Source organism: Dickeya sp. ws52 (assembly GCF_007210685.1).
Classification (GTDB): domain Bacteria; phylum Pseudomonadota; class Gammaproteobacteria; order Enterobacterales; family Enterobacteriaceae; genus Dickeya; species Dickeya chrysanthemi.
The window spans coordinates 51,446-66,518 of the sequence record NZ_SZVX01000013.1 but is presented as its reverse complement, the minus strand read 5'-3'; the positions used below and the strand labels follow the sequence as shown (position 1 = coordinate 66,518).

Annotated in this window: 12 protein-coding genes; 9 read left to right on the top strand and 3 right to left on the bottom strand. The window is 59.3% G+C overall.

Translation table 11 applies throughout. From position 1 onward, the window contains the following. The first annotated feature begins 49 nt into the window (after positions 1-49). From FDP13_RS13890 to FDP13_RS13850, 8 genes are all read left to right on the top strand, one after another. A complete protein-coding gene (locus tag FDP13_RS13890; protein ID WP_143839677.1) occupies positions 50-1,906 on the top strand; it encodes an IucA/IucC family siderophore biosynthesis protein in 1,857 nt (618 codons plus the stop codon). Continuing rightward, a complete protein-coding gene (locus FDP13_RS13885) occupies positions 1,900-2,676 on the top strand; it encodes an HpcH/HpaI aldolase/citrate lyase family protein (RefSeq protein ID WP_143839676.1) in 777 nt (258 codons plus the stop codon). Before FDP13_RS13890 ends, FDP13_RS13885 begins: the two co-directional genes overlap by 7 nt. Positions 2,677-2,680: 4 nt before the next feature. After that, complete coding sequence (locus FDP13_RS13880; RefSeq protein ID WP_234424410.1) at positions 2,681-4,603, top strand: IucA/IucC family siderophore biosynthesis protein; 1,923 nt, start codon at positions 2,681-2,683, stop codon at positions 4,601-4,603. Between the two features lie 406 nt (positions 4,604-5,009). After that, on the top strand, positions 5,010-5,927 hold the full coding sequence (locus FDP13_RS13870; RefSeq protein WP_143839675.1) for an ABC transporter substrate-binding protein: 918 nt from the start codon (positions 5,010-5,012) through the stop codon (positions 5,925-5,927). Then, on the top strand, positions 5,924-6,946 hold the full coding sequence (locus FDP13_RS13865) for an iron ABC transporter permease (protein WP_143839674.1): 1,023 nt from the start codon (positions 5,924-5,926) through the stop codon (positions 6,944-6,946). Before FDP13_RS13870 ends, FDP13_RS13865 begins: the two co-directional genes overlap by 4 nt. After that, positions 6,939-7,988 (top strand): iron chelate uptake ABC transporter family permease subunit, encoded by a 1,050-nt coding sequence (locus FDP13_RS13860; RefSeq protein WP_143839673.1) that lies wholly within the window; start codon positions 6,939-6,941, stop codon positions 7,986-7,988. Before FDP13_RS13865 ends, FDP13_RS13860 begins: the two co-directional genes overlap by 8 nt. 11 nt (positions 7,989-7,999) lie before the next feature. Continuing rightward, the gene (locus FDP13_RS13855; RefSeq protein ID WP_033577238.1) at positions 8,000-8,845 is read left to right on the top strand and encodes an ABC transporter ATP-binding protein; all 846 of its coding nucleotides are present in this window, start codon (positions 8,000-8,002) and stop codon (positions 8,843-8,845) included. After that, positions 8,842-9,465, top strand: coding sequence for an RraA family protein (locus FDP13_RS13850; RefSeq protein ID WP_143839672.1), 624 nt, complete (start codon positions 8,842-8,844; stop codon positions 9,463-9,465). Before FDP13_RS13855 ends, FDP13_RS13850 begins: the two co-directional genes overlap by 4 nt. A 48-nt stretch (positions 9,466-9,513) precedes the next feature. On the opposite strand, the gene FDP13_RS13845 is transcribed toward FDP13_RS13850, so the two are convergent. The 3 genes from FDP13_RS13845 to FDP13_RS13835 all read right to left on the bottom strand — a co-directional run bounded on the left by FDP13_RS13845 (position 9,514) and on the right by FDP13_RS13835 (position 11,471). Beyond that, complete coding sequence (locus tag FDP13_RS13845) at positions 9,514-9,912, bottom strand: type II toxin-antitoxin system HicB family antitoxin (RefSeq protein WP_143839671.1); 399 nt, start codon at positions 9,910-9,912, stop codon at positions 9,514-9,516. Between the two features lie 89 nt (positions 9,913-10,001). Continuing rightward, entirely contained in the window at positions 10,002-10,361 is a 360-nt protein-coding gene (locus tag FDP13_RS13840) for a type II toxin-antitoxin system HicB family antitoxin (protein ID WP_033577236.1), read from the bottom strand. A gap of 54 nt (positions 10,362-10,415) precedes the next feature. Beyond that, complete coding sequence (locus FDP13_RS13835; RefSeq protein ID WP_033577235.1) at positions 10,416-11,471, bottom strand: MBL fold metallo-hydrolase; 1,056 nt, start codon at positions 11,469-11,471, stop codon at positions 10,416-10,418. A 544-nt stretch (positions 11,472-12,015) separates the two neighbouring features. Here FDP13_RS13835 and fdnG point away from each other — a divergent pair. Further along, positions 12,016-15,063, top strand: coding sequence for a formate dehydrogenase-N subunit alpha (gene fdnG / locus FDP13_RS13830; RefSeq protein ID WP_143839670.1), 3,048 nt, complete (start codon positions 12,016-12,018; stop codon positions 15,061-15,063). Positions 15,064-15,073: the final 10 nt, after the last annotated feature.

Sequence of the window (15,073 nt, the reverse complement as noted above, 5' to 3'; positions counted from 1 at the left end):
GAGTTGATTACCCCCAAGGTTATTTTTACTGACAAGGTTAAGAGATCGTATGGAAACATTATCCCCCGTCGTACTTCAGGACAGCGCCTGCGACTGGTTGCTGCGCATGGATGCCCGGCGTTATCAACTGGTGGAACAGCGCGTAGTCGGGCAACTGTTGCAAACGCTACTGTATGAGGATGTGCTGCCTTATCGTCGCCTACCCGTCGGCGACGGCAACAGTCAGTTTGTGATAACCGGCCGCGATGCGCAGCAAGTTCCGGTGGAGTACCGGTGCAGCGGGCTGTTTAGCGACAGCTTCAGTCTTATCCGTCTCGATTACGCCAGTGTGCAGCGCATCGGCCCGGATGGCGACGCGCAGTCGCCCAATCTGCACCAACTGCTGGAGGAACTGCTGGGCGAGCAGGAGAACAATCCGTTCCTGACGCGGTTTGTGCAGGAACTGGAGCAGACGCAACTGAAAGACTTGCAGTCGCGGGCGCAGGATTACCAACCCGGCAAGCCGGCGCATCAACTCGGTTTCGACGAGCTGGAGCGCCACTTTATGGATGCGCACAGCTACCACCCGTGTTACAAGTCGCGCATTGGTTTCAGCCTGCAGGATAACGCCCAGTGGGGGCCGGAGTTCGGCCAACCTTTCGCCATCGTCTGGCTGGCGCTGGCGAAGCCTTTGGCGTCGGCCAACCACTCGACCAAACTGGATCTGGATGACTTCCTGCAAACCGAATTCGGCGCGGCGCGCTGGCAGGCGTTTAGCGAACAGCTGGCGCGTCAGGGGCGCAAAGCGCAAGACTATCAACTGATACCGGTGCACCCGTGGCAGTGGAAAAACGTGATTGCGCCGGTGTTTTTTGCGGAACTGGCCAGCGGCGAGTTGATTTACCTCGGGGATTCCGACGACCGCTGGCAGGCGCAGCAGTCGATTCGCACACTGGCGAACGTCACGGAGAAAACGCGCCCTTACGTCAAGCTGGCGATGAGCATGACCAACACCTCCAGCACCCGCATTCTGGCGCGGCACACGGTAATGAACGGACCGATTATTACCGACTGGCTGCAACAATTGATCGACACCGATCAGACCGCCCGCAACCTGAAATTCGTGATTCTCGGCGAAGTCGCCGGGGTGAGTTTCGACACCCGGCCGCTGCCCACTACCCGTATGGCGCAGGCTTACGGCGTGATGGGGGCTATCTGGCGCGAAAGCATCCATCAGTACCTGCAACCGGACGAACAGGCGGTGCCGTTTAACGGGCTGAGCCATGTCGAGCACCGTTACGACGGCGGCGAGCAGGCGCCGTTTATCGATGCCTGGATTCGCCAGTACGGGCTGGAAGCCTGGACCCGTCAACTGCTCGACGTCACGGTTTCACCCATCATCCACATGCTGTACGCCGAAGGCATCGGCATGGAATCACACGGTCAGAATATCGTACTGATAGTGCGCGACGGCTGGCCGCAACGTATTGCACTCAAAGATTTCCACGACGGTGTGCGCTATTCGCCGGACCATCTGGCACGCCCCGCCATGCGTCCGGATCTGGTGCCGCTGCCTGCCAGCCACGCCAAAATCAACCGTAACTCGTTCATCCTCACCGATGATGTTGATGCGGTGCGCGATTTCACCTGCGACTCGTTCTTCTTCATCTGCCTGGCGGAAATGGCGATCTTCCTGCGCCGGCATTACCCACTGCCGGAAGCGCGGTTCTGGGAAATGACGGCGGAGGTGGTGCTGCGTTATCAGGCCGAACACCCGCAACACCGCTCGCGTTATGCGCTGTTTGATGTGTTTGCACCGACTTATGAGGTGGAGGAACTGACCAAGCGCCGGTTGCTGGGCGACGGCGAGCGCCGTTTTAAATCGGTGCCGAACCCGCTGCATCCGTTCAGGCCGTCGTCATGCTAAGAAACAACCAACTCAAGCGCAAGCTGGCGGCAGGCGCGCCGGTTTACGGCTTGATTGCCTCGATTCCCTCGCCGGTATCGGTGGAGTTGATTGCCGAAGCCGGGTTCGATTTCGTGATTATCGACACCGAACATGTGCTGATAAACCCGGAAACGGTGGAGAACATGATCCGGGTGGCGGAAAGCTATGCGCTGACGCCGCTGGTGCGGGTGGCGGATGGCAACCCCAAAACCATGCTGCGCCTGCTGGACGGCGGCGCGCAAGGCATTGTACTGCCGATGGTGGAACAGGCTGAGCAGGTGCGTGCGGCGGTGCGCGCCTGCCATTACCACCCGCAGGGCGAGCGCAGCCTCAACAGCGGTCGCCCCGGCGCTTTCGGCAAGCACAGTCTGGCGGAGTACGTCGCGCTGGCGAACCGGGAAATCATGCTGGTGGCGATGATCGAAAGCGCCGAGGGCGTGCGTCAGGCCGACGCGATCGCCACCGTGCCGGGGTTGGACATGATACTGGAGGGCGCAGCCGATCTCTCTCAGTCGCTGGGTATGCCCTGGCAGACCGCGGCGGCACCGGTGCAGGCGGCGCTGGCCGAGGTGCGGCGAGCCGCCGAGACGCATGGCGTGACCTATTGCGCCATCCCCCGCCAGCACGATGATCATGCACGCTGGCGTGAACAGGGCGTGCGCGCATTTGTATTGGGCGACGAGCGCGGCATCGCGTTTCGTGCTTTACAGGCCAGACTGGCCGCAACGATTTCAGCAGAAGGAAAGTGATCCGATGGAAGGTAATGTGATGGACAGTAATGCGATGAAAACGACGTCTCACTACAAGGATGCCGGTCACAGCGTGATGCAGGATCTGGTGGATTGCCTGTTGGCCGAGGAGTTTTTTGGTGCCCAGCCGTTGGCGTTGTATACCCCCGATGAGTGGCGGCAGCAATACGGCCAACCGGCGCCGTTCGGTGCGCTGGAGAGCGCGGCCCGCCTGTGGCGCTGGTGCTGCGACGAACGCGAACAGCGCTATCTGGTGGCGGCGTTGCGCCCCGGTATTACCCAGCGTTGGGAAAAAGTGCCGAACACAGTGGTATACGCCTGGCAGCAGGGCGGCAATGACTGGCGTGAACTGGAGCCGGAAAGCTTCATGAACCTGGTGTTCGCCGGGCAGCACAGTGACGAAGACAATGCTGAGGAAAATAATGCCAAAGGGCAGGCGATGTTTCTGGATGTGCTAAACACCAGTGTCGAGCAGACCGCGCTGTCGCGTGAGCACCGCATCAATACCGATAACCTGCTTGGGCGCGACAACGCCGATTTCTTCCATGTGATGGAGCAGTGGGCATCGTTGCGCGACCGTCCGTATCATCCGACGGCGAAAGCCAAACAGGGGCTGAATGTTGAAGAATACCGCCGTTACGTGGCCGAGTTCGCCGAGCCGGTAGCGCTGAACTGGGTAGCGGTAGCGAAAAACCGCCTGCAATGCGGCGACGGTATCAGTGATACCACTGTTCAGTACCCGGCGCACTATCTGCTGCCGCAGGCCGAACAGGATACATTGCAACAAGAATTGGCCGCGCGCGGTATCGCCGACACCCATATCGCGTTGCCGGTACATCCGTGGCAGTTCGACCATATTCTGGCAACCCAACTGGGCGATGCTTTTGGTAACGGCGACTGTCATCGGTTGGATTTCAGCGCCGCCCGTTATCTGCCGACCTCGTCACTGCGCTCGATGACGCCGTGTTTCGCCAGTGCGGACTACCTCAAGCTGCCGATGGCGGTCTATTCGCTGGGCGCGTCACGCTATTTGCCGGCGGTCAAAATGATCAATGGCGGGCTGAGCGAAACGCTGCTGCGCCAGGCGCGCGACAAAGACGCGGTATTACAGCAACGGCTGTATCTGTGCGATGAAGGCAAATGGTGGGCGTTTATGCCGCCGCAGGCTACCTTGTTTGACGAAGCGCCGCGCCACCTGTCGGCGATGGTACGCAGCTATCCGGGCGAGTTGTTCGACGATCCGGACTACCGCCTGTTGCCGATGGCCGCATTGGGCACGCCGCTGCCGGGCAGCCGTCGTCACTTCTTTGACGACTGGCTGGCATATCGCGGCTTGCCGACGAACGCCGATTCGGTCTTGACATTGTTCGCTGAGCTTTGTCATTGTTTCTTCGACATTAATTTCCGCATGTTCCGCTTAGGGATGCTGGGCGAGATCCACGGTCAGAATGCGGTGCTGGTGTGGAAAGCCGGTCAGGCTCACGGCGTGTTGCTGCGTGACCACGATTCGCTGCGCATCCATGTGCCGACGCTGGAACAGAACGGGATGCAGGACCCGGTGTACCGCATCAAGCAGGGCCATGCCAACACGCTTTACCACGAGCGTCTGGACGATCTGCTGTTCTGGCTGCAAACGTTGGGGATTCAGGTCAACATGCGGGCGATTATCGAAACGCTGTCGTTGACCTATGAGGTGGAAGCCGCGACGCTATGGGGCGCGATGCGCCGTGAAATCAACGACGCGATTGACCGCGCCGGTTTCGCCGCCGACACGCAAACGATGCTGAAAACCCGCTTGTTCGACGTGCCGAACTGGCCGCAGAAACTGCTGATCACCCCGATGATCGCCCGCGCCGGCGGACCGGGGAGTATGCCGTTCGGCAAGGGGGAAGTGATTAATCCATTCCGGGCAATTACTGATAAATAGGTTGTCATTAACTTTTTAGTGACGAGCCTGCAGGCTATACGCTGGTTTTTTGGCGTCAAAAACTGTGCTGAGGTGGGCGACTTCGCCGGGTGAGCGGCATGGACGCCGCGAAAGCCCGTGCCGTGCTGGGAGCACGTCACGGGCGGCCCGAACAGCGAAGGCGAACGCCGAAGGAACCGCGACAGCGGCACAGTTTAGCCCTTAGCCAGTGGTCAAGGAGAGGCGGCGTTTGAGCCTCTCCTTGTCGTGCGTGCGATGAAGTTGCAAAGAACTCTCTCAGTTTATCAAGCACGAAATTTCGCACGGTCCCGGCAAGTTTACCGGTAACAAAAATAACACGGCTGTTTATTAACAGCCTCTAACTGTCTGTCAACAGTACAACCTGTAGGGTAGATCACATAGAATCGTGAATGAGTATTTACTTTCGCGCCGCCGATTGCTGCGGTGGTCGCTAAGCCTGTTGCCACTGGGACTGGGCCGGCCTGCGCTGGCCCAGTCGTTGTTGATGCCGCAACGGGTTATTACCCTGTTTCAGGGCGCCACGGATACCGCGGTAGCGCTGGGCGTCACCCCCGCCGGGGTGGTGGATTCGTGGAGCGAGAAGCCGATGTACCGCTACCTGCGCCCGGCGCTGGCCGGCGTGCCGCATGTGGGGCTGGAGACCCAGCCTAGTCTGGAAGACATCGTATTGTTAAAACCGGATACCATCGTCGCTTCACGTTTTCGTCACCAGCGGCTGGAGCCGCTGTTGTCGCAGATTGCGCCGGTGGTAATGCTGGATGAAATCTACCAGTTCAAAAAAACGGTGCAGGTGATGGGGCAGGCGCTTGGGCGTCAGGCGGTGGCCGACACGTTGCTGCAACACTGGCAGCAACGGGTGGCTGGGCTGCGTGAGCAACTGCAACGCCGCTTTGGCGGCGGCTGGCCGCCCAGCGTATCAATACTGGATATCCGCGAAGACCATATCCGTAGCTATTTGCCCGGCAGCTTTCCCGGCTCGGTGCTGAGCGAGCTGGGGTTTGGCTGGAGCGACGCCAGCCGCGCTCAGCCGGGCGTGTCTCTCAAACTGACCAACAAAGAGAGCATCCCGGTGGTGGATGCCGACATCTTTTTCATTTTTCTGCGATCCGAGAGTCCTTCTGTGCAACGCAACTATGAATCCCTGATTCGTCACCCGTTGTGGCAGCAACTCCGCGCCCCGCAGCGCAATCAGGTATGGGTGGTCAATGGCGTCACCTGGAGTCTGTCCGGCGGTATTCTGGGCGCCAACATGATGCTGGACGATATCGCCCGGGTCACCGGCATCGCCGGAGGCGCGTCATGAGTCACGCCGTGATACCGGTTGGGAAGCGGATAGCGCCCGGCCAGGTGCTGGCGGGCGGCGGCGTCTGTCTGCTGGCGCTGGCTTTTCTTAGCCTGATGGTCGGGCCGATAGGGATTGCGCCGTCGCAGGTGCTGGGCGCGCTATGGCACCCGGACCCGCTTAACGTTAACCATATTCTGGTCACCTCGACCCGCCTGTCGCGCACGTTGGTAGCCGTCGTGGTGGGTGGGAGTCTGGCGGTGGCGGGTGCCTTGATGCAGGTGTTGACCCGTAACCCGCTGGCGTCGCCGGGGTTGTTCGGCATCAACGCCGGCGCGATGTTTTTTTTGATCGTCTGTGTGTCGCTGTTTCCCAACGTGGCGATGTCGGTGTGGCTGTGGTCGGCATTTGCCGGTGCGGCGGTGGCCGGGTGTCTGGTGTGGCTGATCGGCACTATGGGCAAGGGCAGCCTTAACCCGTTGCGTATGGTGCTGGCGGGCGCGGCCATCACCGCCATGTTCGCGGCTTTTAGTCAGGCAATGTTGGTGGTGAATCAGGAAGGGCTGGATACGGTGCTGTTCTGGCTGGCGGGCTCGGTGGCCGACCGTGAGCTGGCGACGGTGCTGCCGCTGATGGGCTACTGCCTGACGGCGCTGATCGGTGCGTTGCTGCTGTCGGGGCAGGTCAACGTGCTGAACGCCGGTGAGGCCATTGCCCGCGGGCTGGGGCAGCGCACCGGGCGCATCCGGTTGTTGATGAGCCTGCTTGTCGTCGCGTTGGCCGGCGGCGCGGTGGCGATGGCGGGCAGCATTGGTTTTGTCGGGCTGATTGTGCCGCACATGGCCCGAAAACTGTTGCCCGCCGACCACCGCTGGTTGCTGCCCGGTTGCGCACTGCTGGGGGCCTGTCTGCTGTTGTTGGCGGATATTCTGGCGCGGGTAGTGATTGTGCCGCAGGAAGTGCCGGTCGGCGTGATGACCGCGCTGTTCGGCGCGCCGTTCTTCCTGTTCCTGCTGCGTCGCGGAGGCCGTCATGGATAAGCGCGAAAGAATGGATCCTGTGCTGGTGTGGCGGCAAGGGCGTTTTTCCCGTCAAATTAATCTGACCACCGTTGGCCGGGTATTGCTGGCGCTGCTGCTGGCGCTGGCGGTGATGGTGGCGTCGCTTGGCGTCGGCAAACTGATGTTGTCGCCGTGGGAGGTGTTGCAGGCGCTGTGGTCGTCGCAGCCGGAAGGGGCGACGTTAATCGTCCAGCAGTTACGGCTGCCGCGAGTCGTGCTGGCCGTTTTGGTCGGGGGCGCGCTGGCGGTATCCGGGCTGATTCTGCAAGCGATGATCCGCAATCCGCTGGCCTCGCCGGATATTCTGGGGATCACCAGCGGTGCCAGCGCGGCGGCGGTATTTTACCTGTCGTTTCTCGCCACTACGCTGGGGGCTCACTATCTGCCGCTGGCGGCGATGGTGGGTGCGGCGGTGGCGGTGCTGGCGGTGTACTGGCTGGCGTGGCAGTCGGGCGTCTCGCCGCAACGGCTGGTGCTGACCGGCGTCGGCGTGTCGGCGCTATTGACTGCGGCGACCACTTTCATGCTGGTGTTTAGTCCACTGACCACCACGTTGTCGGCTTATGTCTGGCTGACCGGTAGCGTCTACGGTGCCAGCTGGCGCGAAACCCGCGAGCTGGGAGGCTGGCTGTTGCTGATTGTGCCCTGGCTGGTGCTGCTGGCGCGTCAGGTACGGGTACAGCAGTTGGACGATGGGCTGGCGCAGGGCATTGGCGTGCGGGTGCAATGGTTGCGTCTGGCGCTGCTGCTGCTCAGCGTGGCGCTGGCGGGCGCGGCGATTGCCTGGGGCGGCGCGATGGCGTTCGTCGGGCTAATCGCGCCGCACATTGCCAAACGGCTGGTCGCACCGGCCTTTGCCGGGCAGGCGGCGATGGCGTTTCTCTGCGGCGCCGGGTTGGTGATGGTGGCGGATCTGTGCGGACGAACGCTCTTTTTGCCGCTGGATCTGCCCGCCGGGATTTTCGTTTCGGCGCTGGGCGCGCCGTTCTTTCTGTATTTATTGATAAAACAACGTCATTAAGGAAACGGATAATGACCGCGATTACCAGCCGGGAACTGACCCTTGGCTATGCCCATCAGACCATTATCGACAATCTGGATATCCAACTGCCGAAGGGCAAGGTATCGGTACTGATCGGCAGCAACGGCTGCGGCAAAAGCACCTTGCTCAAGTCTTTCGCCCGGTTGCTCAAGCCGCTGAGCGGTACGGTCATCCTCAATGGCGAGGACATCCACCGCCAGTCCACCGCCGAAGTGGCGCGTGCACTGGCGATTTTGCCGCAGATGCCGGACGCGCCGGAAGGCATTACCGTGAAGCAACTGGTCAGTCTGGGCCGCTATCCTTACCAGAACTGGCTACAGCAGTGGTCGCAAGAAGATGAGCGAATGGTGAATCTTGCGCTGATACAGACCGGCACCGACATGCTGGCGGAACGACCGGTGGATGCGTTATCCGGCGGTCAGCGCCAGCGGGTGTGGATAGCGATGACGCTGGCGCAGGATACCGAGGTGGTGTTGCTGGACGAACCCACCACCTTCCTCGATCTGGCGCACCAGATAGAGGTGCTGGATTTACTGCGTGATCTCAATCGTCAGCATGGCAAAACCATCATCATGGTGTTGCACGACCTCAATCTGGCCTGCCGTTACGCCGACCATATGGTGGCGGTGCATAACCGCACCGCGTTCGCGCAGGGCGCACCGGCCGAGATTCTGGATGAGGCGCTGGTGAAAACGGTGTTCAATCTGGACTGCCGCATCATCCCCGACCCGTTTTTCCACACGCCATTGTGTATTCCGTTCGGGCGAGAGAAACCGCAGGAGAGGGCGGCTGACTCGGGCCAGGCAGATGACAACCGCTATCAGGAAACCGCATGAGTTATCACATGAATCCCCGCGTACCGCCGATCAGTGATGAACTACTGACGGCCTATCGTCAAATCAGTACCTCCACGTTGGGACATTTGACGGAAAGCGGCTATTTGCACGGCATCCGGCCGCTGTTGCCGGATGTGCAGATGGTCGGCAACGTCGTGACGGTTAAGCTGTGCCCGCCGGACGGCGGTGTACTGCGCGAGGCGCTGCTGCTGAGTCAACCGGGCGATGTGTTGGTGGTCGATGCGTCGGAGGAGGAAGATCGCGCCTGCTGGGGCGAGCTGCGTGCGCTGGCGGCCTGTGTGAAAGGGCTGGCGGGGGTGGTGATAGCAGGAGCGGTAACGGATTCACGTGCGCTGCGCCAACTGGAGTTGCCGGTGTTCTGCAAAGGCATCAGCGCCATTACCACCCGTACATTGGGAACGGCGGGCGCGGTCAACGTGCCGGTGACGGTTGCCGGCGTGGCGGTGCACCCCGGCGATGTGGCGATGGGTGATGACGACGGGGTGTTTATCTTGAGTCCTTCAGCCGCCCGCGACTGGCTGGCGAAGGCGTTAGACAAAGAGCACGCCGACGCTGAGCGGCGGGACGCGCTACGGCGGAGGTTGCCGGGGGCTTTCTGATATCGGTGCAAACAAAAAAACCTGCCGAAGCAGGTTTCAGAATAAAGGTTAGCGAATTGATGAAATCCGCTCTAATGCGGCCTGGGCAAGGAACCCTGAGCGGCTCTTAAATTCCGGGTTACTCGCTACGCAACGGTCAATACGGTCAATCAGCGATTTCGGCAACGTGACATTAATTTTCTCTGCCCCACCCATCAGCCGGGTGACATCGATATCAACAACAGCCCAGGTGTAACCGGTGTACTCCGGTGCTTTCGCCAGCGTTCCGACTGATGACACAGCAGGAATATCCTGACCCATCTCGATATGGCCGGTGATCGCGTCTTTGGCATTGGCGATGGCCTCATCAAGCGTATCACCTGCGGAGAAACAGCCCGGCAGATCCGGCACTGTCACGCCGTAGGCATGAGTATCGTCGCCAGCTTCAATTGAAATGGGATAAAACATAATTCAGCCTCTTCACTCACTGCATTTGATGACACAAGAGAAAGTCCGCCAGAATTAGCGGGCCTGAGCATCAGCAGTTGAAACTGCCATCACACGTGTTTCATTCTCTCGTTAAGTGCCTCAATAATGAATGAGTTCACAGAAATTTCATGCTCAGCGGCGGCCTGATTTAAGCGTTCGCCAAATGATTCAGGATAACGCAGTGTGAACGTCTTGATTCTTTCTTGCCGTGCGTAAGGCTCAATACCTGATGCATTGCAATCATCCAGATATTCACGCAGTGAAATCTCACCTTCTTTTTTTAGCCCCTGAATGCTGTCCGACACAAAATCACAATAGCCGGTCAGACCCAAAAACTTGCCACGAAACGCGCCAAGTTCCGGCACATAGCTGATAACAGCCGGTTGTCCGGCTATTTCAATGGTGTTTGGTGCAGATGATTTGCTCATGGCTTCACTCCTATGCTTTCAAGCCAGTCGCGCAGGTTGGTTTTGTCACTCAAATTATTCTGAGTCCGGCACGACGGTATCGGTTATTCCCGGTGCGGGTTGACAATCAACCTGTTGTTCCCACCATGCCGGCGTCGCCGTCGGCGCTCCCAGCGTGACGATTTCCCCCAGCATCGGCATGATCATCGGGAGTTGTCGTTCCCGCGCCAACCGACTGCTGTGGCGTACCGGGTCGGCCCAGTCGTGAAACGCCAGCGCGAACATCCCCCAGTGGATCGGCATAAACAGGCTGGCGCGCACGTCCTGCACCGCCTGCACGGTCTGTTCCGGGTGCATGTGCGAGTCCGGCCAGCGTTGGTTGTACTGGCCGTTTTCCATAAACGCCAAATCAAACGGGCCAAAGCGTTCGCCGATATCGCGGAAGTGCTCGCCATAGCCGGAATCGCCGCTGAAAAAAAGTCGCTCCCGTTGCCCCTGAATCACCCAGGACGCCCACAGCGTGGTGTTGCGGCCGGACAGGCTGCGCCCGGAAAAGTGGTGCGACGGTGTGGCGGTGAACGTGATGCCGTTAAACGTATGAGATTGATACCAGTCCAGCTCCTGAATCCGTTCCGCTTCAATCCCCCACTTTTTCAGGTGTTCGCCCACTTTCAGCGGGGCGATAAAACGGGTCGCGCTGTTGCGAAAGGCGCGAATGGTCTGCTCGTCGAGATGGTCGTAATGGTCGTGCGACAACAGAATGATGTCGATGTCCGGCAGCGCTTCGCGCGCCAGTACCGGCGGCTGAAAACGGCGAAACATAAAGCTGAATGGCGACACGCTGGCGGAAAACACCGGGTCTATCAGGATGCGGGTGTCATCCAGATTGAGCAGCAGGGTCGAGTGTCCGAACCAGATAAATTTGAGGTGTTCGTCGGCCGCGAGGAACGCCTGAAGGTCAGGGGATTGCGTCGGTAGCCGTTGCTCCGGTACGCGCCCTTTGCGTTGAAAACCGAGCCGCCAGATCAACGACAGGCTTTGCCACAGGCTCATCCGCGGCGCTGTCGACGGACGCAGGTTGAAAAAGCGCCCGGTTTCGGGGGAGTAATGTTTCGCGTGCGGGTCTGCCATAGGGTCTCCGGATCGGTGTCACAGAATGGTGACTACCGGTTATATCAGCGTATGGGTATTGATGTGGTGCCAAAAACGGCAGGATTCAAGGCCGGCGCTATTTTCACCTTGTTCGCCATGAAAGATCATTTACCTGCCGTGAGCGGTGTTTGACCCGCCCGCTACCCGAGAGATCCGTGGGTTATCTGTGACGCGGCCGTGTTGGCGGTATGTCGCCACGTCAGTACTTTCTTTCCGAACAGGCGAATTGTTACGCATTTGTGGCGATAGGTTGCCGATATGGCTAAATGCCGATGAGACGTTGGGGGGTGAAGAGGAATTGATTGCCGAAGCAAGCAGGGGGCGCAACGCCATAATGTCGACTAAATAACCACATTTTTCGTTGTGTAATTAATTACATAACGAAAAATCCATCTGCCAATACCCATAAAGAGGGTGAATGTACTATTAAAACCGTAATTTTTGATTTTGCTCAAAATCTCCTCGCGGCGTGTTGTTAGATTTCCCGCAACAAAAAAGACACATAAAATTTATAGGGAAAAACATGCAAGTTAATCGAAGGGGCTTTTTTAAAGTCTGCGCCGGGGGAATGGCAGGGACCACACTCGCTGTTTTAGGATTTACACCCACAGAGGCGATGGCCTCGGTCCGCCAGTACAAGCTGCTGCGGGCGAAAGAAACGCGTAATAACTGCACTTACTGCTCAGTCGGTTGCGGGCTGCTGATGTACAGCCTGGGCGACGGCGCAAAAAACGCCAAACCCGCCATTTTTCATATTGAAGGGGACCCGGATCATCCGGTCAGCCGCGGCTCGTTGTGCCCGAAGGGCGCCGGTCTGGTGGATTACATCCACAGCGAAGGCCGCCTGAAATACCCGGAATACCGTGCGCCGGGCTCGGACAAATGGCAGCGCATCAGTTGGGAAGACGCCATTGAGCGCATCGCCCGGCTGATGAAAAAAGACCGTGACGCCAATTTCGAGCGCGTCAACGCCAAAGGCTCGCTGGTCAACCGCTGGCTGACTACCGGGATGCTGTGTTCTTCCGCCGCCAGTAATGAAACCGGCATTCTCGACCAGAAATTCGCCCGTTCGTTAGGCATGGTCGCCATCGATTGTCAGGCGCGTTTGTGTCACGGCCCGACGGTGGCTGCGCTGGCGCCGACCTTCGGCCGCGGTGCGATGACCAATAACTGGGTGGACATCAAAAACGCCAACGTGATTATCGTGATGGGCGGTAACGCGGCGGAAGCGCATCCGGTCGGTTTCAAATGGGCGGTGGAAGCCAAAACCCACAACGACGCCAAACTGATTGTGGTCGATCCACGTTTTAACCGTTCCGCCGCCGTCGCCGATTTGTACGCGCCGATCCGCGCCGGCTCTGACGCCGCGTTCCTGCTCGGTATCGTCAACTATTTGATTACCCACGATAAGATTCACCACGAGTATGTGAAGTCCTACACCAGCGCCAGCCTGATCGTGCGTGAGGATTTCAGCTTCGACGAGGGGTTGTTCAGCGGTTATAACAACCAGACTCATCAGTATGACAAGAGCAGCTGGCAGTATGAGCTGGGCGCAGACGGCTTCGCCAAACGGGACATGACGCTGACCCATCCGCGCTGCGTATGGAACCTGCTGAAAAAACACGTTTCCCGCTATACGCCGGAAATGGTGACCTCGCTGTGCGGCACGCCGGCGAAAGACTATGAAGAGATTTGCCAGTCGCTGGCCAGCACCTGCGTGCCCAACAGAACCGCCACCTTCATGTACGCACTGGGTTGGACGCACCACACCAACGGCGCGCAGATTATCCGCGCGGCGGCGATGATCCAGTTGTTACTGGGCAACATCGGCATGGCGGGCGGCGGTATCAATGCGCTGCGCGGCCACTCCAACATTCAGGGTTATACCGACCTGGGGCTGCTGAGCCTCAACCTGCCGGGCTATATGCCGTTGCCGTCCGAAAAACAGGGCGACCTGAAAACCTACCTTAGCCAGATAACACCGGATGCGCTGCTGGCGGATCAGGTCAACTACTGGAAGAACACGCCGAAATTTTTTATCAGCATGATGAAAAGCTTCTGGGGCGATAACGCGCAGGCGTCCAACAACTGGGGCTATGACTGGCTGCCGAAGTGGGATCGCAGCTATGACGTGATGGCCCAGACCGAGCTGATGCTGGACGGCAAAATGAACGGTTACATCGTGCAGGGCTTCAACCCGCTGGCGGCGTTCTCCAACAAGAACAAGGCTACTGCCGCCCTGTCGAAACTGAAATACATGGTGGTGATCGACCCGCTGGCGACCGAAACGTCTACGTTCTGGCAGAACCACGGCGAATTTAATGACGTGAACCCGGCCGAGATTCAGACCGAGGTGTTCCGCCTGCCGTCGAGCTGTTTTGCCGAAGAAAACGGTTCTATCGCCAACTCCGGCCGCTGGTTGCAATGGCACTGGGCCGCGGCCGAGCCACCGGCTGAAGCGCTGCACGACGGTAAGATCCTCGGCCGCCTGATGATGCGCCTGCGTGAACTGTACCGCGAAGAGGGCGGCGTCTGCCCGGAACCGGTGATGAACATCAACTGGAACTATCAGGACCCGGAAGACCCGACGCCGGAGGAGATCGCCCGTGAATCCAACGGTATGGCGCTGGCGGACGTATTCGACGACAAAGGCAATCTGGTGCTGAAAAAAGGCCAGCAACTGGCGGACTTCTCGCAACTGCGCGACGACGGCACTACCGCCAGCTTCTGCTGGATTTACGCCGGGAGCTGGACCGAAGCCGGCAACCAGATGGCGAATCGCGACAACACCGACGTCGGCCTTGGCGCCACGCCGGGTTGGGCCTGGTGCTGGCCGCAGAACCGCCGCATTCTGTACAACCGCGCCTCGGCGGACCTGCAAGGCAAACCCTGGGACAGCAAACGTAAACTGCTGGAATGGACCGGCCAGAAATGGAAGGGCATCGACGTGCCGGATTTCGCCGCCACGGTGCCGCCGGGCAAAGACACCATGCCGTTCATCATGCTGCCGGAAGGGGTGGCGCGCCTGTTCTCGCTGGACAAACTGGCGGATGGCCCGTTCCCGGAACACTACGAGCCGATAGAAAGCCCAATCGGCACCAACCCGCTGCACCCGGCGGTGGTGTCTAACCCGGCGGCGCGTCTGTTTGCGCGTGATGCAAAAACCATGGGCAAGGCGAGCGATTTCCCGTACGTCGCCACCACCTATTCCATTACCGAGCTGTTCCGCCACTGGACCAAACATGCGCGCATGAACGCGATTGTTCAGCCGGAGCAGTTTGTCGAAATCGGCGAAAACCTGGCGAAGAGCAAAGGCATTAAAGCCGGCGATATGGTGAAAGTGTCCTGTCAGCGCGGTTACATCAAAGCGAAAGCGGTGGTGACCAAGCGCATCAAAACGCTGACCGTGGCCGGAAAAGCGATTGAGACCGTCGGTATTCCCTGTCACTGGGGATTTGAGGGCACGACGCGCAAGGGATTCCTGGCGAATACCCTGACGCCCAGCGTCGGCGATGCCAACTCGCAAACGCCGGAATACAAGGCGTTCCTGGTCAATGTGGAAAAGGTGTAAAGGGTAAACG

Bases quoted from the DNA above. Each gene is read 5' to 3' on its own strand.
- fdnG (WP_143839670.1), top strand. From the start codon at position 12,016: ATGCAAGTTAATCGAAGGGGCTTTTTTAAAGTCTGCGCCGGGGGAATG.
- FDP13_RS13855 (WP_033577238.1), top strand. From the start codon at position 8,000: ATGACCGCGATTACCAGCCGGGAACTGACCCTTGGCTATGCCCATCAG.
- FDP13_RS13860 (WP_143839673.1), top strand. From the start codon at position 6,939: ATGGATAAGCGCGAAAGAATGGATCCTGTGCTGGTGTGGCGGCAAGGG.
- FDP13_RS13885 (WP_143839676.1), top strand. From the start codon at position 1,900: ATGCTAAGAAACAACCAACTCAAGCGCAAGCTGGCGGCAGGCGCGCCG.
- FDP13_RS13840 (WP_033577236.1), bottom strand. From the start codon at position 10,361: ATGAGCAAATCATCTGCACCAAACACCATTGAAATAGCCGGACAACCG.
- FDP13_RS13865 (WP_143839674.1), top strand. From the start codon at position 5,924: ATGAGTCACGCCGTGATACCGGTTGGGAAGCGGATAGCGCCCGGCCAG.
- FDP13_RS13890 (WP_143839677.1), top strand. From the start codon at position 50: ATGGAAACATTATCCCCCGTCGTACTTCAGGACAGCGCCTGCGACTGG.
- FDP13_RS13835 (WP_033577235.1), bottom strand. From the start codon at position 11,471: ATGGCAGACCCGCACGCGAAACATTACTCCCCCGAAACCGGGCGCTTT.
- FDP13_RS13845 (WP_143839671.1), bottom strand. From the start codon at position 9,912: ATGTTTTATCCCATTTCAATTGAAGCTGGCGACGATACTCATGCCTAC.
- FDP13_RS13880 (WP_234424410.1), top strand. From the start codon at position 2,681: ATGGAAGGTAATGTGATGGACAGTAATGCGATGAAAACGACGTCTCAC.
- FDP13_RS13850 (WP_143839672.1), top strand. From the start codon at position 8,842: ATGAGTTATCACATGAATCCCCGCGTACCGCCGATCAGTGATGAACTA.